This window comes from Phytohabitans aurantiacus (genome assembly GCF_027923225.1).
Taxonomy (GTDB): Bacteria; Actinomycetota; Actinomycetes; order Mycobacteriales; family Micromonosporaceae; genus Phytohabitans; species Phytohabitans aurantiacus.
This window is the reverse complement of the sequence record NZ_BSDI01000016.1, coordinates 67,995-88,196: the sequence shown is the minus strand read 5'-3', so window position 1 is coordinate 88,196 and position 20,202 is coordinate 67,995. Positions and strand designations below refer to the sequence as shown.

Annotated in this window: 14 protein-coding genes and 1 pseudogene; 5 read left to right on the top strand and 10 right to left on the bottom strand. The window is 71.6% G+C overall.

Translation table 11 applies throughout. The annotated features are described in order from the left end of the window. Positions 1-59 precede the first annotated feature (59 nt). The gene (locus QMG73_RS18530; RefSeq protein ID WP_281897250.1) at positions 60-752 is read left to right on the top strand and encodes a hypothetical protein; all 693 of its coding nucleotides are present in this window, start codon (positions 60-62) and stop codon (positions 750-752) included. Beyond that, a complete protein-coding gene (gene nudC, locus QMG73_RS18525; protein ID WP_281897248.1) occupies positions 749-1,552 on the top strand; it encodes an NAD(+) diphosphatase in 804 nt (267 codons plus the stop codon). The genes QMG73_RS18530 and nudC overlap by 4 nt, the downstream gene beginning before the upstream one ends. Here the strand turns inward: nudC and QMG73_RS18520 are convergent. Beyond that, positions 1,520-3,139, bottom strand: coding sequence for a DUF885 domain-containing protein (locus tag QMG73_RS18520; RefSeq protein WP_281897246.1), 1,620 nt, complete (start codon positions 3,137-3,139; stop codon positions 1,520-1,522). The two genes, nudC and QMG73_RS18520, sit on opposite strands and share 33 nt — an antisense overlap. A 128-nt stretch (positions 3,140-3,267) precedes the next feature. Between QMG73_RS18520 and QMG73_RS18515 the strand changes: the two are divergent. Next, a pseudogene (locus QMG73_RS18515) lies at positions 3,268-4,074 on the top strand (DMT family transporter); the annotation flags it as partial. Between the two features lie 29 nt (positions 4,075-4,103). Here QMG73_RS18515 and QMG73_RS18510 read toward each other — a convergent pair. The 3 genes from QMG73_RS18510 to mfd are packed head-to-tail and all read right to left on the bottom strand — an operon-like array spanning position 4,104 to position 9,426. Further along, complete coding sequence (locus QMG73_RS18510; RefSeq protein ID WP_281897244.1) at positions 4,104-5,063, bottom strand: nucleoside triphosphate pyrophosphohydrolase; 960 nt, start codon at positions 5,061-5,063, stop codon at positions 4,104-4,106. A 15-nt stretch (positions 5,064-5,078) separates the two neighbouring features. Further along, complete coding sequence (locus tag QMG73_RS18505) at positions 5,079-5,795, bottom strand: hypothetical protein (protein ID WP_281897242.1); 717 nt, start codon at positions 5,793-5,795, stop codon at positions 5,079-5,081. A gap of 13 nt (positions 5,796-5,808) precedes the next feature. Further along, on the bottom strand, positions 5,809-9,426 hold the full coding sequence (mfd, locus tag QMG73_RS18500) for a transcription-repair coupling factor (RefSeq protein WP_281897240.1): 3,618 nt from the start codon (positions 9,424-9,426) through the stop codon (positions 5,809-5,811). A gap of 235 nt (positions 9,427-9,661) precedes the next feature. On the opposite strand from mfd, the gene ppc reads away from it, so the two are divergent. Then, complete coding sequence (gene ppc / locus QMG73_RS18495; RefSeq protein WP_281897238.1) at positions 9,662-12,448, top strand: phosphoenolpyruvate carboxylase; 2,787 nt, start codon at positions 9,662-9,664, stop codon at positions 12,446-12,448. Between the two features lie 8 nt (positions 12,449-12,456). Here the strand turns inward: ppc and QMG73_RS18490 are convergent, their stop codons facing one another. From QMG73_RS18490 to QMG73_RS18470, 5 genes are all read right to left on the bottom strand, one after another. After that, entirely contained in the window at positions 12,457-13,173 is a 717-nt protein-coding gene (locus QMG73_RS18490; RefSeq protein ID WP_281897236.1) for an ABC transporter permease subunit, read from the bottom strand. Positions 13,174-13,175: 2 nt separating this feature from the next. After that, positions 13,176-14,087 (bottom strand): ABC transporter ATP-binding protein, encoded by a 912-nt coding sequence (locus QMG73_RS18485; protein WP_281897233.1) that lies wholly within the window; start codon positions 14,085-14,087, stop codon positions 13,176-13,178. Next, complete coding sequence (locus QMG73_RS18480; RefSeq protein ID WP_281897231.1) at positions 14,084-14,947, bottom strand: ABC transporter permease; 864 nt, start codon at positions 14,945-14,947, stop codon at positions 14,084-14,086. Before QMG73_RS18480 ends, QMG73_RS18485 begins: the two co-directional genes overlap by 4 nt. Next, complete coding sequence (locus QMG73_RS18475) at positions 14,940-15,854, bottom strand: ABC transporter ATP-binding protein (protein ID WP_281897228.1); 915 nt, start codon at positions 15,852-15,854, stop codon at positions 14,940-14,942. The genes QMG73_RS18480 and QMG73_RS18475 overlap by 8 nt, the downstream gene beginning before the upstream one ends. Before the next feature lie 66 nt (positions 15,855-15,920). Then, a complete protein-coding gene (locus tag QMG73_RS18470) occupies positions 15,921-16,610 on the bottom strand; it encodes a B3/B4 domain-containing protein (protein ID WP_281897226.1) in 690 nt (229 codons plus the stop codon). Between the two features lie 121 nt (positions 16,611-16,731). Between QMG73_RS18470 and cysC the strand changes: the two genes are divergently transcribed. Further along, on the top strand, positions 16,732-18,261 hold the full coding sequence (gene cysC / locus QMG73_RS18465; protein ID WP_281897225.1) for an adenylyl-sulfate kinase: 1,530 nt from the start codon (positions 16,732-16,734) through the stop codon (positions 18,259-18,261). Here the strand turns inward: cysC and QMG73_RS18460 are convergent. Continuing rightward, positions 18,218-20,164 (bottom strand): CBM96 family carbohydrate-binding protein, encoded by a 1,947-nt coding sequence (locus QMG73_RS18460; protein WP_281897222.1) that lies wholly within the window; start codon positions 20,162-20,164, stop codon positions 18,218-18,220. The two genes, cysC and QMG73_RS18460, sit on opposite strands and share 44 nt — an antisense overlap. Positions 20,165-20,202: the final 38 nt, after the last annotated feature.

The following is a 20,202-nucleotide window of genomic DNA, read 5'->3' as shown; positions in this document are numbered from 1 at the left end:
TATCCGGACGGACAGATCCGGCTTGCGCCGGCCGGACCTGATCGAGGAGGCTGGCCGTCATGTCCTTCGCCCGCCCACTCTTGGCGCTCGTTGTCGTGACCGTCCTCACGGGCGGGTGCCAGTCGATGGACGACGCCGGGCAGGTGATCGACAGAGCCAGCCTGGTCAACGACCTGGCGAGCCGGCTGGACGGCTCCGGCGAGCTCACCTACTCCGCCGACTACCAGCTCACCGGCGGTCGCGCCGCGACCATCGCGCAGGCACAGCAGCCGCTGCGGTCGGCCTATGTGTATCCGAACGGCAAGGTCACCGTCACCGCGGAGGCCACCACCGAGTGTCACACCGCCTCGGGTGGGACCACGTGCACGATGACCGCACCGCCCACGCCGGCCAACAAGCCGGCGGTGACGCTCTTCGAAAACGCGGGCGCGCAGGGCCTCGTCGCGCCGACGGTGGTGATCGGCCTGCTGACCGCCGCCGCGCTCGACACCGACGCGATCATCGAGCAGAGCGACACGACCGTCGCCGGCCGGCACGCGACCTGCGTCGAGGTGGAGCGGGTACAGAACGCGGCAGCCTCGAAGTTCAACGCCTGTATCACCACCGAAGGCGTGCTCGGCAGCTTCGCGGGTGTGGTCAACGGCTCAGCGGTCGACATCGCGCTGACCCGGTACCGTGACGCCGTGGACGCAGACGCCTTCGCCGTACCCACCGGCGCCACGATCGTCGACCAGCGCGCCGGCGCGAAGTGAGCCCGTTGTTCGTGCCGGGCGCCGTGGCTGACGCCCCGCCCGCGCCGGACGACTTCTGCCTCGTCGTAGACGGCCGCAGACTCATGCGCATGCCCGACGGTGGCTTTCCCCGCGTCCGCGACCTGCCCGAGGGCCTCGACCACGTGGTCCTGGGCACCCTGGACGGCGTGACGGTGTGGGCAGCCGCCGGTGAACGCGGTGACGTGGGCCAGTGGCGAAGCTGGCCAGCCCTCGCCGGTGACCTGGGCGAGCCGCTCGCCTCCCTGGCCGGCAGGGCACTCCAGGTGATCACGTGGCGGCGCACCCACCAGTACTGCGGCGCCTGCACCACGAAGCTCGACGACGTGCCAGGCGAGCACGCCCGGCGCTGCCCCGCTTGCGAGCTGTACGTGCCGATGCAGCTCTCCCCCGCCGTGCTCGTCGCGATCCGCCGGGGCGACGAGCTGCTGCTGGTGCGGCACTCGTACGGGCCGACGGAGCTGTGGGCGCTGGTCGCCGGCTTCCTGGAGGCGGGCGAGTCGCTGGAGCAGGCGGTGCACCGGGAGGTGCGCGAGGAGGTCGGGCTGGAGCTCGGCGAGCTGACCTACTTCGGCAGCCAGCCGTGGGCGATGTCCGGGCCGGGTGTGGTGCTGGCCGGGTTCACCGCCGAGTGCGCCGACCCGCATGCCGAGCCGGTGATCGACGGGCGCGAGCTGACGCAGGCGCGGTGGTTCCCCCTGGACGCCCTGCCGGCGGAGCTGCCGCCGGCGTACTCGATCTCCCGCTGGCTAATAGACGCCGCTCTCAAGCAGCGCGCGTAGGTGGCGCGGGGGCGGGGAGCCGTGCGCGAGCATGGCGTCGTGCCACTCCCGGAGGGAGACACCGGTGGGGCGTGCGGCGGCGATCTCGGCGACCTCGGTGTAGCCCACGAAGTACGTGGAGAGCTGGGTCGACGTGAGCAGCGCCCGGCGCCACTTGCCGGCCGCCTCGCCTTCCTCCTGGAAGCCCTTGCCGGTCATCAGCGCCATCGCGTCTGCCTCGGCCAGCCCTTCGCAGTGGACGAGCTGGTCGAGTATCGCGTTGATCGTCATGCGGAGCTGCATCTTGAGCTGCTGCAGCTTGATCGCCAGCCCGCCGAACCCCAGCGAGGTCATCAGCTCCTCGGTGTAGACCGCCCAGCCCTCGACGAACGGGCCAGAGTGGCCGAGTGCCCGTACCCGGGTGGCGCCCCGGTACCGGCGGGAGTGGGCGAGCTGCAGGAAGTGGCCCGGCATCGCCTCGTGCACCGTGAGGTTGCGGATCATGTGATCGTTGTACTCGCGGTAGAACGACTCCACGCGCTCTGCCGGCCAGTCCGCCGGGGCGGGCGCGATGCAGTAGAACGTCGGCACGTCCGCGGTCTCCAGCGGGCCGGGTGGGTCGCAGTACGCCACCGCCACCCCGCGCGCGAACTCGGGCATCTCCATGATCTCGCACGGGTCGTCGACGAGCGTCACGAGATCGTGCTCGCGGACGAACTCGGTCGCCTCGCCGAGCGTGACCTTGGCGAGGTCGACGATCGTGGCGTCGTCGGGGTGTTCGGCGCTGAGGATGCCGAGTGCTTGGCGTACCGTCTCGTCCGTCGCTGGGCCCCCGACCAGGGCGACGGCCGCCTCCCTGATCTCCTCGGTGATCCGGGCCAGGTTGGCCTCGGCGCGGGCGAGCACCTGCGCGGCGGGCAGCTCCGTGTCGAGCGTGTGCCACAGCCGGGCCTCCCACAGTCGCCGGCCGAGCCGAGGATCCCGGTCAGCCGTCTCGACCCTGGAACGCAGCCAGCCCGCGAACTCCTCCAGGGCGCTCACCGCCGCCTCGGCGAGCGGCGCGACGGTCGCCTCCCGCCCGGGGGCCTCCGCGAGCAGGCCGGGCAGCTCGTCCCGTACCAGCGCGGCGGCGCCCGCGAACTGGCCGGCGCCCGTCTCCAGGTGTATCCGCGGGCAGTCACGCAGCACCGAGCGGGCGGTGGCGAGCGCGTCCGGTATCGCGGCGAGCCGCCCTTCGAGGCTCGCCAGCCGCTCCTCGGCGGGCGCGAAGGGCCGGGCGATCAGCGCGTACAGCAGCGGGCCCGGGTTGTGGGCCAGCGGGTCCCACTCGTGCGACCGGACCTCGGTGGCTTCGAAGAGGCCGCGCTCGACCATGGCGGTCAGCATCGCGTGGTCGACCTGATCCTGCGGGTCGAGCGCGTCGGCGTCGACCTCGGCCAGGGCGTTGCCGGCATCGCGCAGCATGGCCACTTCGGCCGCCACGCCGCCGGCGGACAGGTCGGGCAGCTTGTGGTCGAAGCGGTGGTCGCCCGCGTAGGAGGCGAGCAGCGGGGAGCTTTCCAGGATCGCGTCGGCGATGCGCTCAGCGACCGGTACGAACTGCGCCATGCGAAGACGTTAGCGCTCTACCTGTTGGCCTCGCCTCCGGCTCGGCGGGCTCACGCGATTTATGGACCTGTCAAATGGCGTTGTGATGGCCCTGTTGGTGGGGCCAAAGCGGGCCTAGCGTCGGGTACATGCGACTCGGTGCCCTGCTCTGCGTTTTCGGGATGGCGATCGTCGGCAGCGCCGTCTCCCTGAGCCAGTTGATCGTCGACTTTCCGCACATGACCGGGCAGGCCGTCCGGTACGCGGTGGCGGCCGCGATCCTCTTCGCGCTGGTCCGGGGCCCCCGAGTCGTGCCCACCCGCCGCGAGCTGGGCATCCTCGCCCTGCTCGCGGCCACCGGCCTGGCCGCGTTCAACGCCCTCATCCTCATCGCGCTGCCGCACGCCGACGCGGCCGTCGTCGGCACCGTCATCGGCGCCGCCCCGCTCGGCATCGCCCTGCTGGCCCCGCTGATGCGCGGCGGCCGGCCGGCGGGACGGATCGTGGTCGCCGCCGCGGTGGTCGTGGCGGGCACCGCGCTGGTACAGGGCACCGGGCGCGCCGACATGATCGGGCTGCTCGCCTCGCTGGGCGCCCTGGCCGGCGAGATCCTCTTCTCGATGCTCGCCGCCGCCGTCCTGCCCCGCCTCGGCGCGGTACGCGTGGCGGGCTACAGCTGCGCGCTCGCCGTACCGCTGCTGCTGCTCGCCGCCGTGCCAGCCGGCGAGATCTCCCGGTTGCGGATGCCCACGGGTACCGAGGCGGCCACGCTGGCGTACCTGGCTGTGGGGATGACCGTGGTGGCGTTCGTGGCGTGGTTCACCGGCTTGCAGCGCCTGGGCGTCGAGCGGGCCGGGATGATCGTCGGCGTGATGCCGATCGCGACCCTGGTGACCGCCACGATCCAGGCGGGGCGGCTGCCCGAGGTGGGTCAGGCGCTCGGCGTGCTCGTCGTCGCCGTGGGGCTCGGTGTCGGCCTGACCGGTCAGGCTTCGGCGGCCCGCACCGCGTCGGCGAACTCCAGGGCCGCCCGGCGCAGCGCCGCCTCGGCGTCGAGCCCACGGCCACGGGCCGCCGCGACCAGCGCGAACAACGCGGCACCCAACTCGCCCTCGTTCTCCACAGTGGACGGCTGAGCGGGCGCGGGCACGTCGAGGCCGGCGCGCTCCACGCGTTCGAGGAGCTTCGCGGCGAGTGCCAGCGCCGGCTGGGCAAGCACGATCCCCTCGACCGCCGACCCGCGCGCCTTCTCGGCCCGCTTGATCCGCTCCCAGTTCTCGGTGATCTCCTCGATGCTGGACACGGTGACGCCCGCGAACACGTGCGGGTTGCGCCGCACCAGCTTCTCGACCAGGTCGCCGGCGACGTCGTCGACCGTCCACCGCTCGCCGTCCGGAAGCTCCTCGGCCAGCCGGGCGTGCAGCACCACCTGGAGCAGCACGTCGCCCAGTTCCTCGCGCAGCGCCGCCAGGTCACCGGCTGCGATCGCGTCGTACGCCTCGTACGCCTCCTCCAGCATGAACTGGGCCAGCGTCGCGTGCGTCTGCTGCCGCTTCCACGGGTCGCCCCCGGGCGACAGCAGCCGGTCCATCGCGCTCACCGCGTCGAGCAGCCGCGCGCCGGGCGGGTCCCAGGAGCCGTACATCAGCTCCAACTCGGCCAACCCCGGCTCGCGCGCGATCCGCATGCCCAGGGTGCGGGCCAACTCCTGATCGCCGGCCGGGCCGGCCAGCCAGACAGCGGTGCCGCGCTCGCGGGCCGCCGCCAGCAACGCGTCGACACCACCGATCGAGACCTCGACGCCCGCGGCGCGCACGGCCGCGACCTGCTCGCTCTCCGCGGCCGCGAAGACCTGATTTTCGCGTACCAGATCCCAGGCGGCCGCCGTCAACAGCCCGGCTGGGAGACGGGGTGACGTGACGAGGAGTACGACCCGAGCGGTCATAGCGACCCGACTCCGCTAGAGAGAAACGTCGGTCACCATGTCGGACGAGACATAGGGCAGCGAGTAGAAGACCGGGCCCTGCTGGGTGTTGACCGCGAGCGGGGCGCCGAGCGGCTGGTACTTCGGGTTGATCTCGGCGTCGACCTTTTCGACCTCGGCACCCAGCGAGGTGCTCACGAGCGTGGCGGCCTCCGCGAAGATCGCCGCGCCGAACGCCTCGCGCACCTGCGTGATGTTCATGCCGCCCTGGATGGCGTTGGAACGCACCAGCGCCTCGTAGACCTGCATGATCCCCTCGTCGGTCAGGCCGACGCGCGGGGTGTGCTCCACGATCGTGTTCTGCACGTCGAGCCAGGCGGCCCAGAGCTTGACGTACTCGCTCTGCGGCGGCGCGCCGAGCGCGGCGGCGATCTCCTCCGGGTTGGTGGCCTGCTCCGGGGCGGGGAACTTCTTCTCCTCGACGATCCGCCGGCCCAGCTCCAGGCTGACCAGCAGGTCGACGACCTTCTGGCGGCTGACCAACGGAGCGGCGGCCGGACCCGGGCTCGCGGACGGCGTCGGCTCGGCGGCGCTCGCCTGCTGCGCGCCCTCATAGATCTCGGTCACCTGGTCGTCGGTGAACGAGGTCCCGCCAATGATCGCCGCCTTGCCGCTCTCCACCTGGCACCCGGTGAGAACACCGAGGCCCAGGCACGCGACGACAGCGATGGATGCCAACCGACGAGCACGCATGGCGGCCACTCTCTCATGCCCCGCTGGCGGCGGCGGGCACGGGGTCGCCCAGCAGATCCTTCAGGAGCTGGGCGCACCAGTCCAACAGCGCCTGGTCGCGCAGGGGCTCGCCGCCGATCCGGCGGGTCGTCGGCCTCGGGACGCTGACCTGGTCGGTGGCGAGCTTGTAGACCGCGTCCGGGTGGTACCGCTTGAGCCGCAGCTGCTTCGAGTCGGGCAGGGCCAGCGGGGCGAACCGCACGTGCTTGCCCTGCACGGACACGTCGGTGAGCCCGTATGCGCGCGCCAGCAGCCGGAACCGGGCCACCGCCACCAGGTTGGACACCTGCTCCGGCGGCTCGCCGTACCGGTCGCGCATCTCCGCGACGGCCTCTTTCAGCTCGGCCTCCGAGCGGGCGGAGGCGAGCTTGCGGTACATCTCCAGGCGCAGCCGCTCGACGCCGACGTAGTCGTGGGGCAGGTGCGCGTCGACCGGGAGGTCGATCTTGACGTCTGGCTCCTCCTCGGCCGGCCGCTCGCCCTTGAACTGCTGCACCGCCTCGCCGACCATCCGCACGTACAGGTCGAAGCCCACGCCCTCGATGTGGCCGGACTGCTCACCGCCCAGCAGGTTGCCGGCGCCCCGGATCTCCAGGTCTTTCATCGCCACGTACATGCCGGCGCCCAACTCGGTGTGCTGGGCGATCGTGGCCAGCCGCTCGTGCGCGTGCTCGGTGAGCGGCTTGTCGCGCGGGTAGAGGAAGTAGGCGTACGCCCGCTCCCGCCCGCGCCCGACCCGGCCCCGGATCTGGTGCAGCTGCGCGAGGCCCAGCAGGTCGGCCCGCTCGACGATGAGCGTGTTGGCGTTCGGGATGTCGATGCCCGACTCCACGATCGTCGTGCAGACCAGGACGTCGTACTCCTTCTCCCAGAAGCCGACCATGACCTTCTCCAGGGCGTCTTCGCCCATCTGGCCGTGCGCCACCGCGACCCGCGCCTCCGGCACCAGCTCGCGGATGCGGCGGGCCGCCCGATCGATCGACTCGACCCGGTTGTGCAGATAGAAGACCTGGCCGTCGCGCAGCAACTCGCGGTGGATCGCGGCGGAGACCTGCTTGTCGTCGTACGCCCCGACGAAGGTCAGCACCGGGTGCCGCTCCTCCGGAGGGGTCGCGATCGTCGACATCTCCCGGATACCCGTGATCGCCATCTCCAGCGTTCGCGGGATCGGGGTAGCCGACATCGTCAGCACGTCGACGGCGGTGCGGAGCTGCTTCAGGTACTCCTTGTGCTCCACGCCGAAGCGCTGCTCCTCGTCGACGATGACCATGCCCAGCTGCTTGAACCGGGTGGCGGTCTGGAGCAGCCGGTGCGTACCGATCACGATGTCGGCGCTGCCGTCGGCCGCCTTGGCGAGCGTCTGCTCGGTCTCCTTCGGCGTCTGGAAGCGGGACAGCTGCCGGATCTCCAGCGGGAACTGGCCCATCCGCTCGGAGAACGTGTTGTAGTGCTGCTGGGCGAGCAGCGTGGTCGGCACCAGCACCGCCACCTGCTTGCCGTCCTGCACCGCCTTGAAAGCGGCCCGTACCGCGATCTCCGTCTTGCCGTACCCCACGTCACCGCAGATCAGCCGGTCCATGGGCGTGGGCTGCTCCATGTCCTGCTTGACCTCTTCGATCGCCGCGAGCTGATCGGGCGTCTCGGTGTACGGGAAGGCGTCTTCCAGCTCCCGCTGCCACGGCGTGTCAGGGCCGAATGCGTGTCCCTTGGACGCCTTGCGGGCCGCGTACAGCTGGATGAGCTGGGCCGCGATCTCGCGTACCGCCTTGCGAGCCCGCGCCTTCGCCTTCTGCCACTCGGCGCCGCCCATCTTGTGCAGCGCCGGATTCTCCCCGCCGACGTAGCGGGACAGCTGGTCGAGCTGGTCGGTCGGTACGAAGAGCCGGTCGCCCGGCTGGCCCCGCTTCGACGCCGCGTACTCGATCACCAGGTACTCGCGGGAGGCGCCGTTGACCGTGCGCTGCACCAGCTCCACGTACCGGCCGATGCCGTGCTGCTCGTGCACCACGTGGTCGCCCGCGCGCAGCTCCAGCGGGTCGATCGTGTTGCGCCGGCGGCTGGGCATCTTGCGCATGTCGCGGGTCGAGGCGCCCCGCCCGCCGGTGATGTCGTTGCCCGTGATCAACGCGAGACGCGACGTCTCGTCGACGAAGCCGTGGTTGAGCGCACCGCACGACACGACGATCTGGCCGGGCGTAGGCGGCTTCTCCACGGTCTCCACGAGGGCGGCGCCCAGACCGGCGTCGTGCAGCACCTCGACGGCCCGCTGCGCCGGTCCGTGCCCCTCGAAGACCAGCGCCACTGACCAGCCGTCGCCGGACCAGCGCTTGAGGTCGTCGACCACCCGGGCGGTCTCGCCGTGATAGAGCGGCACCGCCTGCGCGGCCAGCGCGATCGTCTCGCCCAGGTCGGGCGTGACCGTCACCTCGGGCAGCGGGTCTTCCCACGGCGCCGCCTCCGGGGCCGCCGGCTCAGCGGCGTCGAGCCCGAACGGCGCCACGGACCACCAGGGCATGCCCAGGTCGGTGGCGGTCGACCGTACCTCTGCCAAGGTTTTGAAGGCGGCGGCCCCCAGGTCGATCGGGGCCTGGCCCCCGACGGCGGCCGCGGCCCAGCTCGCTTCCAGGAACTCCTCGGAGGTGCGCACGAGGTCGTGCGCCCGGGTCCGGATGCGCTCGGGGTCGCAGAGCAGCACGTGGGTCTGTATCGGCATGCAGTGCAGCAGCGTCTCCAGCGACTCCGGGCCGAGCAGCGCGGGTGCGAGCGACTCCATGCCCTCGACCGGGATGCCCTCGGCCAGCTTGTCGAGGATCTCGATCAGCTCGGGATGCTCCTCGGCCAGCTCGGCTGCCTTCCGGCGCACGTCGGGGGTCAGCAGCAGCTCGCGGCACGGCGGCGCCCAGAGGTGGTCGACCGCGTCGATGGTGCGCTGGTCGGCCACCGCGAACGTGCGGATCTCCTCGACCTCGTCGCCCCAGAACTCGACGCGTGACGGGTGCTCGTCGGTGGGCGGGAACACGTCGAGGATGCCGCCCCGCACCGCGAACTCGCCACGCTTCGTCACCAGATCGACCCGCGCGTACGCCATGCCGGACAGCTTGCGGGCCACGTCTTCCAGCTCGGCCTCTCCACCCCGGCGCAGCTCCACCGGTTCGAGATCGCCGAGCCCGCGCAGCTGCGGCTGGAGGACCGAGCGCACCGGCGCCACCACCACGCGCACGGGAGCGCCCTCCGGGTGCGCGAGCCGCCGCAGTACCGCCAGCCGCCGCCCCACCGTGTCGGACCGCGGCGACAGGCGCTCGTGCGGCAGCGTCTCCCAGGCGTGGAAGACCGCGACCTGGTCGGCGGGGAGCAGGCTGCCCAGCGCCTCCGCGAGGTCGTCGGCTTCCCTGGTCGTGGCGGTGACGGCGAGTACCGGCCGGCCGGCTCCCTCACTCTCGGCCGCTACGGCAGCCACCACGAACGGCCGGAGCGCCGGCGGGGCGGTGAGATCCAACCCGTCCGCCGCGGCCCCGCCGGCCCGCGCGCGATCGCGCACCCGCGCGAGGGCGGGATCGGAGAGGGCGGCGGAGAGCAGACCGGTGAGCTTCATGGGATAACCCCTTTGGGCGCACGTCGAGGCCCCCGCGCCCAGCGAGGACGGGGGGTTGCTCCTTCAGCCTATCCCGCCGACCTTCTCGCCTGCCTTTGAGACATGACTCACCAGTTCGACCTGCACGCAACGTGGTCTCGGTAACATCCAAGGGTGTCGGACAGCGCCGTCCTTCGTACGCGCGTCAAGGAGCGCAGCAACTCCCGTAGCGCAGTACTCCCGTAAGGAGCGCATGGTGACCGACAAGCCCGACCACGACGGTCCCGATGCGGCTCTTCGTGCCGACATCCGCCGGCTCGGCACACTTCTCGGGCAGACCCTCGCCCGCCAGGAAGGCCCGCCGCTGCTCGACCTGGTCGAGGAGATCCGCGCGCTCGTGCGCACGGACGCGGAAGGGGCGGCCGACCGGCTCTCCGCGATGGACATCACCACCGGCACCAAGCTGGCCCGCGCCTTCTCCACCTACTTCCACCTCGCCAACATCACCGAGCAGGTGCACCGCGCCCGAGAGCTGCGCCGGCAGCGCGCCAGCCAGGGCGGATGGCTGGACCAGGCGGCCAAGCTGATCGCCGAGCGGGGCGTGCCCGCCGACGAGATCGCCGCCGCCGCGCGCCGGCTCGCGGTCCGGCCCGTCTTCACGGCGCACCCGACCGAGGCGGCCCGCCGCTCGATCCTCTCGAAGCTGCGCGCGGTCGCCGACGAGCTCGACGCCGAGACCGCGGCCGCGATCCTGTACGGGGCCAGCGAGTCCCCGCAGACCGAGCGGCGCCTCGCCGAGCTGATCGACCTGCTGTGGCAGACCGACGAGCTGCGCCTCGACCGGCCAGACCCGACCGACGAGGCGCGCAACGCGGTCTACTACCTGCGCGACCTGTACAGCGACGCGGCGCCGCAGGTGCTCGGCGATCTCGCCGACACGCTGCGCACCCTCGGCGTGGAGACCGCCCCGACGGCCCGCCCGATGACGTTCGGCACCTGGATCGGTGGCGACCGCGACGGCAACCCGTTCGTCACGCCCCGCGTGACCAGAGACGTTCTCATGATCCAGCACGAGCACGGCATCCAGGCCACCGAAGCGGCGCTCGACGCGCTGATCAACGAGATCTCGGTGTCCCGGCGGCTGCGCGGGGTGTCGCTCGACCTGTCGGCCAGCCTCGCCAAGGACCTCGACGCGCTGCCCGAGGTGCCGAAGCGGTTCCGCCGCACCAACGCCGAGGAGCCGTACCGGCTCAAGGCCCGCTGCATCAAGGCCAAGCTGGCCAACACCCGGCTCCGGCTGCGCCAAGGCACCGCGCACGAGCCCGGGCGTGACTACCGCGGCTCCGACGAGCTGCTCGCCGACCTCGAGCTGATGCGTGCCTCGCTCGCCCGCAACTCCGGCCAGCTCACCGCCGTGGGCCGGCTGGCCTCCGCGATCCGCACCGTCGCCGCGTTCGGCCTGCACCTGGCCACGATGGACGTCCGCGAGCATGCCGAGGCGCACCACACGGTGCTGGCTGAGATGTACGCCCGCATCGGCGAGGTCGCCGACTACGCCAGCCTCAGCCGCGCCGAGCGCACCAAGCTGCTGAGCGACGAGCTGACCGGCCGGCGGCCGCTGTCCAGCCCCGACACGCCGCTCACCGACGCCGCCCGGCGCACCTTCGACGTGTTCGGCACGATCCGCGAGGCGCAGGAGCGGTTCGGCCCGGAGGTCGTCGAGTCCTACATCATCTCGATGACGCTCGGCGTCGATGACGTGCTGGCGGCGGCTGTACTGGCACGCGAGGCCGGTCTGATCGACGTGCACGGACACCGCGCGCGCATCGGTTTCGTGCCGCTCCTGGAGACACCCGCCGAGCTCGACGCCGGTGGCGAGCTGCTCGACGAGATGCTGTCCCTGCCGGCCTACCGGGCGATCGTGGCCGCCCGCGGCGACGTGCAAGAGGTCATGCTCGGGTACTCCGACTCCAACAAGGAAGCCGGCATCACCACGTCGCAGTGGTCGATCCACCGGGCCCAGCGGTCGCTGCGTGACGCCGCCGCCCGGCACGGGGTGCGGCTGCGGCTCTTCCACGGGCGCGGCGGCACCGTCGGGCGCGGCGGTGGCCCCACGCACGAGGCGGTCCTCGCTCAGCCCTACAACACGCTCGACGGTGCCATCAAGGTCACCGAGCAGGGCGAGGTCATCTCCGACAAGTACACGCTGCCGGCGCTGGCTCGGGAAAACCTGGAGCTGACCGTGGCGGCGGTGCTCCAGGCCACCCTGCTGCACACCAGGTCACGGGTCTCCACCGATTCGCTCGCGCGCTGGGACTCGGCGATGGACACCACCTCGGCGGCCGCCTTCCGGGCATACCGGGAGCTGATCGAAGACCCGCAACTTCCGACGTACTTCTGGGCGTCCACCCCGACCGAGCTGCTCGGCGCGCTCAACATCGGCTCGCGGCCGGCCAAGCGCCCCAACACCGGCGCCGGGCTGGGCGGCCTGCGGGCCATCCCGTGGGTGTTCGGCTGGACCCAGTCACGGCAGATCGTGCCCGGCTGGTACGGCGTCGGCAGCGGTCTCGCCGCCGCTCGCGAGGCCGGCCTGTCCGACGTACTGGCCGAGATGCACACCAACTGGCAGTTCTTCCGCACGTTCCTGTCCAATGTGGAGATGATGCTCTTCAAGACCGACCTGAGCATCGCGCGGCGGTACGTGCAGACCCTGGTCTCGCCGGAGCTCCAGCCGATCTTCGACAAGATCGAGGCGGAGTACGCGTTGACCGTCCGCGAGGTGCTGGCGATCACGGGAGAGACCGAGCTGCTCGACGCGCAGCCGGTACTGCGTCGCACGCTGGCCGTCCGCGACACCTACCTTGAACCGCTGCACCATCTGCAGGTGGCGCTGCTGCGGCAGTACCGCGACTCGGGCGCCGCGAGCCGAGCGGTGGCCACGGCACCCGGCGCGAGGCGCGCCCCCGGCGATGGCACCGCCGTGGAGCGCGCTCTGCTGACCACGGTCAACGGCATCGCGGCAGGCATGCGCAACACCGGCTGACGGGTGGGTCAGCTGGTTTCGCCGGCCACCGAGAAGGAGCGGAGTCGGTCGATCGCCAGCGCGGTGAAGCCGACCGTAAACAGGGCCGACATCACCAGCGCCACCGGCAGCGACACCTTCGCCTCCAGCAGGGGCGTGGGCGCGATCTTGTCAGCGATCGTGATCACGTACTGCTGGATCGACAGGACGCGCGTGCCGGACACGAAGTTGCCGAGCAGGCCCTCCCACACCAGCACGTAGACCAGCCCGAGCAGCACCGGCCGCCGTGTCACCAGGCTGAGGGCCAGGAAGAGCGCGGAGTACGCCAGCGCGCCCACCGTGCCAGCGGCGGCCAGCGCCAAGCCGAGACCGACGGAGTCGGCGAGCACCCCGGCCACGTACAGCGGCACCGCGACGGACACCGCGGTGGCCGCCGTCGCCACGGCCAGCTTCGGCAGGACGATCTGCGAGCGCGGCAGCGGCTTGGTGAGGATGTGCACGATCGTGCCGTCGTCGATCTCGGAGCCGAGCACCCCGGTGCCGGCGATCAGGGCGATCACGGGCAGCACCACGGCCAGCCCGAGGCCCACCAGCACCGGCTCGCCCCAGTGCTCGGGCGCGACCCCGAAGCCCCGGCTGAGCACCGCGAGCCCGATCACGAGCAGCGGCAACGGCAGGAGCAGCAGGAACCGGCGCCGGCCGAAGAGTCCCCGCGCGGTGATCCAGGTGATCGTCTGGGTGACCATCTTTATGCCTCCACCAGGTAGGAGAAGACGCTCTCCAGGGACTCGTCAGAGGGCAGCAGCCGGCGCACCCGGATGCCCTCGGCTAGCGCGATCTTGGGTAGTGCGCGGGTGAAACTGCCGTAGTCGCCGGCCCGTACCGTCAGCCCGGCCTTGTCGATCTCGACGCCGGTGACCGAGGGCTGGCCGATCAGCGCGACCGCCAGCCGCCGGTCGTCGGTCGAGTGCACCGCGAAGACGTGCGGCCGGTTCGACATCAGCCGCCGGATCGCCCGGTAGTCGCCGGACGCCGCGAGCCGGCCCGCCACGATCACCTGTACCGTGCCGGAGACCTGCTCGACCTCTTCGAGGATGTGCGAGCTGAAGAGGATGGTGCGTCCGGAGGCGCCCAAATTGTGCAGCAGGTCCATCATGTGCAGCCGTTGCCGCGGGTCCATCCCGTTGAACGGCTCGTCGAGCAGCAGCACCTGAGGATCGTGCACGAGCGCGGCGGCCACCCGGGTGCGCTGCCGCATGCCCTTGGAGTACGTGCCGATGCGGCGGTTCTGGGCGTCGGTCATCTCGACCAGCTCCAGCGCGCGCTGCGCCGCCGCCGAAGGGTCGGGCAGCTTGTGCAGCCGCGCGCTCACCTCCAGGAACTCCCGCGCGGTCAGGAAGTCGTGCACCGCCTCACGCTCGCTGACCAGCCCCAGCCGCTCGTACACGGAAGGGTTGCGCCAGGCCGGCACGTCGCCGACGGTGACGGCACCCCGCGAGGGCGCGAGGAACCCGGCCATCATGTGCAGCACGGTGGTCTTGCCGGCGCCGTTCGGGCCGAGCAGCCCGGTCACACCGGGACCGAGCGTCATGGTCACGTCGTTGACGGCGACCACGTTGCCGTACCACTTGGAGACCCCATCGAGCACTACATCCGTCATGACGATGCGACCTTCCGGTAGCGGGCCAGCAGGAGCGCGACGCAGCCGGCGACGAGCCCGACCGCCACGGCCGCGTACAGGGGACCGAACGGGCCGATGTCGTCGTTGCCGTCGGGTGAGCCGAAGAGCCAGATGCCCACCCCGAACACGAGGCTGGACGGGCTGAACAGCAGCGCCAGCTCGTTGAGTGCCTTGGATGGCAGCACGGCGAATACCCCGACGATCGGCGTGGTCATGAGGAACACCGCGACGATCCCGCCGGCCGCGAAGGCCCGCTTGCCGGTCAGCGAGGCGACCAGCAGGCCGATGCCGGCGAAGACTCCCGCCCAGAGCAGCGCGTAGATCAGGCCGGGCACGAGGTCGCCCACCTCGGTCCAGACCGCGCTGAGGTTGTCGGCCGAGAAGGCGGCCACCAGGAACATCAGCAGCTGCGGCCCGCCGAGCAGGATCCAGACCGCGGTGGCCAGGGCCGCGAACTTCGCGTACACGTAGTCGCCCCGCGGCAGTGGCCTGGAGAAGTACAGCGGCAGCACGCCCGAGCGCAGGTCACGCGAGACCAGCTCGGGCGCGACCACCGCCACGAAGAAGATCACCAGCCAGGACATGGTGTCGGGGAACGCGTTGTACGTGACGACGACCTCGCCGAGTTGCGCCCGTACGGCCGCCAGGATCAGGCCCGTTATCGCCACGACGCCCAGCACGAACCACGGGAAGATCTTGGCTTTGGCGCTGCGCCCGAGCCCGAAGGCGGTGCGCAGGCCGTGCGTGTAGAGCGAGCCGAACACGTACCGGCGGCCCAGGCGAGGACCGGCGTAACGCTGGTATCCGATGTCGTGGATGACACCCGAGAGCTCAGACATGGGTCACCTCCCTGGTCGCGAAGAGCTCGGCGACGCGGTGACGCCGCTGGTCGAGGCGGTGCAACGGCAAATCAAGCTCGGCCACCGCGGTCAGGATGCGGTCGTAGGTCTCGTCATCCTCGAGGGGTACCAGCAACAGCCGGCCGTCTCTGCGTGCGGTCAGCCCCAGCATGTCGAGCCGGGCCGCCAGCTCGTCGAGGCCCTCGCTCACCTCGACGGCCAGTACGTCGGTGACCGTGGTCATCGCCGAGATGTTGTCGGAGCGGAGCAGCCGGCCGGCGTCGATCGCGATCAGCGAGTCGCAGATCCGCTCCACCTCGCCGAGCAGGTGCGAGCAGACGACGACCGAGATGCCGAACTCGGTGCCGATCCGCTGGATCAACGCCAGCATCGCATCGCGCCCCGCCGGGTCCAGGCCGTTGGTGGGCTCGTCGAGCAGCAGCAGGTCGGGGTCGTGCACGAGCGCCTGGGCCAGCTTGACCCGCTGCTTCATGCCGGTCGAGTAGCCGCCGATCTGGCGGTACCGCTCCTCGTAGAGGCCGACGTGGCGCAGCGCCTCGGAAGCGCGCTCGCGGGCGGCCGTGCGGGGCAGCCCGCTCATGCGCCCGAGGTGGGTCACGAATTCGGCGGCGGACAGGTCGGGTGACAGGCTGTCGTGCTCGGGCATGTATCCGACCCGCGCGCGTACCGCGGCGGCGTCGGTCGTGGGGTCCAGATCCAATACGCGTACCGAGCCGCTCGTCGGTGCGAGCAGCCCCAGCAGAATCTTGATCAAGGTGGACTTGCCGGCGCCGTTGGCACCGACCAGCCCCACGATGCCCGGCTCGACGCTGACCGTGAGATCGGCAAGCGCGGTCACCCGGCCGCCGTACGTCTTGGTGAGCGCTTGGGTCGCGATGAGGGTCACGGGGTCAGCGTATGGATCCGGTACCCCGGTTTCTATCCGGCCTTACCCTGGCCAAGCCCTTAGTTCTCAGGTTGCTCTCAGGTTTCTCGTGGTGAGGGTGACGCCCGGGCTGGTGGCCCGGAGCGTGGCCGTGAGGGCGTCGCCGGCGGCGGCGAGGTCGGCGTCGCTCATCGGCCCGAGCGCGTCGAGGATGAAGACGGCACGCGTCGTGGTGCTGGTGATTCGGGTACGCACGCACTGCCGCCAGTTCCAGCGGCGGCACGTGACACCGAGGTCGTCTCGCCAGACCACCTCGCCGGGGCTGGCGTGCTCAACCGCTGGCTCGCCGCCGGCCGTGGTGTCGAAGGGCTCGTCTCCGGTGGCGCGCACCAGCCGCAGCGGCCCCTGATAGCGGTCGACGTCTTCACCGCCGATCGGCACCACGTGCGCCACCGACACTGCGTTGTACGCGTCGGTGAGCCGATCGATCCTCGGCAACCCCTGAGGCGCCCGCCGGATGAGCGCGTCGACGCTCGGGCGGGTGCGCTGTGGCTTGGCGCCGAACCCGCGGAACGCGTCTCGCCAGGCGTCCAGATGGGGGTGTTCGGAGACCGCACCCTCCTCAGCCGAACGCAGCACCTTCTCGGTTGTGCCGTCGCTTGGTCCGGGCTGGAGGCCATCGGCGAGAATGAGGAGCGCGCGGTAGTCCGGCCGCAGTTCGAAGACGGCCGGCTCCACGTACGCAGCCGCGAGCCACCGGTCATCATCTTGTGCCATACGGTCACTATACCGACCGTGCTGGTCTCGGGTCCGGTAGCCGACAACACCGGGCCGTGGCACTCTCGACCGATGGGCGGGCGGCTGCGAAACTGTGGTCCGGTTCGCTGTTGGGGGTGTAATGAGCAACGGGTGGGTGCTGCCCGACGAGGTGCTGCGTGACGCGCCGGCGTATACGCCGCGCTCGTACGAACTAGCCGACCTCGAGTTGCTGCTCGCTGGGGCATACGCGCCGCTGACCGGCTTCCTCCACCGGGCCGATCTCGCGAGCCTCGCCCGGCGCGGACGCCTGGTCGACGGCACGCCCTGGCCCGTGCCGGTGACCCTGGAGGTCCCCGGTGATCTGGCCGCCGGCCTGCAGCTCGACAACCCGCTGCACCGGGCGCTCGTGATCACCGACCCGGAAGGCGCGCCGGTAGCCGCGGTCGACGTCACCGACGCGTGGCCGACCCGCGACGGGCGTTACGGCGTTGGCGGCACGGTACGCCGGCTGGGCGACGGCGGGCACGGCCCGTTCCAGCGGCTGCGCCGTACCCCGGAAGAGGTCAAGTCGCTGCTGCCGCCCGGCCGGGTGCTCGGCGTGGTGGCCGACCGGCCGCTGCACCGCCCGCAGCTCGCTCAGATCGCACACGCGGCCCGCACCCTCGCCGCACACCTGCTCGTGCTCATCCCGATCGCCGAGCCCGGCCCCGACGGGCTGCCGTCCGAGGTGCTGGTACGCGCGGTCTTCGCGGCCCGCGACCGGATGCCCCCCGCCACCCTGGTGGCGGTGCCGCTGACCCGGCGCGGCGACGAGATCCGCGACGCGCTGCTGCGCGCCAAGGTCGCCGCGGCGTACGGCGTGACACACCTGCTCTCGACCGGCGAGATGCTCTCCGGCGGCGGGCCTCGGGTGCTCGTGCCGCGCGAGCTGGCGTACGACAACCGCGACGGCCAGTGGCGCTGGCGCGACGACATCCCGCCTCGCAATCGGCGGCTCGCGCTGCGCCCCGACGAGATCAACGATCTGCTCGACCGGGGCTTTCCGCTGCCCGAGTGGCACACGCCGCCCGCGGTCGCCAAGGAGCTGACCCGGGCCCGCCCGCCGCGCCGCCACCGCGGCCTCGTGGTGTTCTTCACCGGGCTCTCCGGCTCCGGCAAGTCGACCATCGCGCGCGGCGTCGCCGACTCGCTGCGGGAGAGTGGCGACCGCACCGTCACCCTGCTCGACGGCGACGTGGTCCGGCGCGAGCTGTCCAAGGGGCTCGGCTTCGGCAAGGAAGACCGCGACACCAACATCCGCCGGATCGGCTGGGTCGCCGCCGAGGTGGCCAGGCATCGCGGCATGGCGCTGTGCTGCCCCATCGCGCCCTACGCCAAGGCGCGCGCCACCGCTCGCGCGATGGCGCAGACCGCCGGTGCCGGCTTCGTCCTCGTGTACATCAACACGCCGCTAGCCGTGTGCGAGCAGCGCGACCGCAAGGGTCTCTACGCCAAGGCGCGCGCCGGCCAGCTCACCGGCATGACCGGCATCGACGATCCGTACGAGGAGCCCACCGACGCCGACCTGGTGATCGACGCGAGCGAGGTCTCGATCGACGAGGCGGTGCGGGCGGTACTCGATCACCTCACGGAGACGGGCTGGGTCGAGCCGCGTCTTCAGCCGGCGTGACGCGCACCTGAAACATCCGTTCCTGCCCGAGCTGGCGATAGGCGTCGAGCCCCTGACGCGTACGGTCCACTCTGGAGTCGTTGCCGCGCTGGTCGGCCGGTGTGTCGAAGTACACGAGCGCCTTGACCCTCGGGAAGAGCGCCATCTGCTTGGCGACCGTGTCGAAGAAGTACGCCTGGTGGCCCGGGTTCTTCGCGGAGTGCCAGACGCCCCACTCGCCGAGCATCAGCGGCTTGTCGGGGTGTCGCGCGGCGGCCCAGTTGTAGAAGCCCGGCCATGACGGCTTGTCGCCGGAGCGGCGGTTCATCATCTCGGCGAAGTCGCCGTGGCCGTACCCGGGCTCGCTGTACGCGTACACGTCCCAGCCGACCCAGTCGACCACGTCGTCGCCCGGGTACAGGTCTTCGAACCACGGCTGGGTGGTCCACTTGACGTACGCCATGTGCACCATCACGGACACCATGTTGTCCACGCCGCGCTCCCGTAGACCGCTGATGACGTGCCGGAACATGGCCGCGTAGTCCTTCGCGGTGTAGCCGGAGCCTTGGCGCGACTGCACGTCGTTCTCCGGCTCGTGGTGCACGGTCAGGAAGAACGGTGCCGTCAGGGTGTGCCGGATGTGCATGGCGAGCCGGTCCAGGTACCGCTCGGTGGCGGGGTCGCCGGCCGCGATGCGGGCCCAGGACGCGCCGCGCGGCTTCCAGTTGAGGAAGAGGATGCGGTCACGGGCGATGGCCGTCTCCTCCGGGGTCGGGAAGAGTTCGGTGCCCCGGTGGTAGGCGTGGTAGACGGCCTGCGGGCGGCCGGTCTTGGTCTCGAAGTCGCGTAGCGCGAGGTGGCGCGGGGTGCTGGTGTGCGCGCCGGGTGCCACGCCCCAGAGGGCGCCGCACGTGGGCACCAGCTTGTCGCCGACGACGCACTCCGGGTCCGGATCGTCGGACGGCGACGGAGACGGCGAGTCCGATGGCGATCCGGACGGCACGCTGGGCGACGGCTCGCTAGGAGACGGCTCGCCGGGCGACGGCGACTCCGATGGGGACGGCGACTCCGACGGCTGTCCGGAGGGCGACGGCTGGCCGGACGGCTCACTGGACGGTGTTGGTTCGCTCGACGGCGAAGGCTCACTCGACGGTGTCGGCTCACCCGATGGCGAAGGCTCGCTCGACGGCGAAGGCTCGCTCGACGGCACGGGCGTGTCCGAAGGCGACGGGGAGTCGCCCGGCGACGGCGAGGCCGAGTCGGACGGTGACGGCGAGTCGGACGGAGATGGGGAGTCAGCCGGCGACGGGGAGCCAGACGGCGTCGCGGACGGCTCCGGCGCCTTGCCCAGCCACGACAGCCAGAGCGTCGGCTTGAAGTACCTGTCCCAGGCGCCGTCCGAGGCGAAGAAGTCCGCGAAACCCATCGGCGCGGTCACGCCGAACGAGTACGTGCCGGGACCGCGGATCTCGCGGGTGACGTCGAAGATCACCATGCGGTCCTGCGCGCGGGGGCGGGCGCTGGCCACCACCGCGCCGAGCGGAGGCGCCGACCGGGCGTTCAGGCTCGCTTCCCGCCAGCCGGTCGACGGTACCCGGGTCAGCTCGATGTGCTTGGGCAGGTCGCCCACGCGGCGGGTGAGCCGCACCTCGGCCCGGACCGGCGGCTTGCCGCCGCGGAGCCCGCGCACCGTGAACTTGAGGTAGGTGATCGCGGCACCGCCGCCCACTCCCCCGGCCATCAGCTCGGGGCGCCCGCCACCTGCGCGGTGCGGGTCGGCCGTGGCCGCGTACGTGTCTTCGGCGGCCGCGATCCGCTGGTCGGGCGCGGTACTGAACGAGCCACCGAGGTACCCGAGCAGGACGGCGAACGCCGTGGCGCCGGCCGCTATGCCGACGCCGGTCAGAATGCGTGCTCTGGCCATGGCAGTGCCGCCCTTCTCCGCGACCGCCTTCGTTACTG

Excerpts from the sequence above, each read along its gene's own strand:
- QMG73_RS18530 (WP_281897250.1), top strand. The coding sequence starts at position 60 with ATGTCCTTCGCCCGCCCACTCTTGGCGCTCGTTGTCGTGACCGTCCTC.
- QMG73_RS18520 (WP_281897246.1), bottom strand. The coding sequence starts at position 3,139 with ATGGCGCAGTTCGTACCGGTCGCTGAGCGCATCGCCGACGCGATCCTG.
- QMG73_RS18510 (WP_281897244.1), bottom strand. The coding sequence starts at position 5,063 with ATGACCGCTCGGGTCGTACTCCTCGTCACGTCACCCCGTCTCCCAGCC.
- QMG73_RS18505 (WP_281897242.1), bottom strand. The coding sequence starts at position 5,795 with ATGCGTGCTCGTCGGTTGGCATCCATCGCTGTCGTCGCGTGCCTGGGC.
- mfd (WP_281897240.1), bottom strand. The coding sequence starts at position 9,426 with ATGAAGCTCACCGGTCTGCTCTCCGCCGCCCTCTCCGATCCCGCCCTC.
- QMG73_RS18490 (WP_281897236.1), bottom strand. The coding sequence starts at position 13,173 with ATGGTCACCCAGACGATCACCTGGATCACCGCGCGGGGACTCTTCGGC.
- QMG73_RS18485 (WP_281897233.1), bottom strand. The coding sequence starts at position 14,087 with ATGACGGATGTAGTGCTCGATGGGGTCTCCAAGTGGTACGGCAACGTG.
- QMG73_RS18480 (WP_281897231.1), bottom strand. The coding sequence starts at position 14,947 with ATGTCTGAGCTCTCGGGTGTCATCCACGACATCGGATACCAGCGTTAC.
- QMG73_RS18470 (WP_281897226.1), bottom strand. The coding sequence starts at position 16,610 with ATGGCACAAGATGATGACCGGTGGCTCGCGGCTGCGTACGTGGAGCCG.
- cysC (WP_281897225.1), top strand. The coding sequence starts at position 16,732 with ATGAGCAACGGGTGGGTGCTGCCCGACGAGGTGCTGCGTGACGCGCCG.
- QMG73_RS18460 (WP_281897222.1), bottom strand. The coding sequence starts at position 20,164 with ATGGCCAGAGCACGCATTCTGACCGGCGTCGGCATAGCGGCCGGCGCC.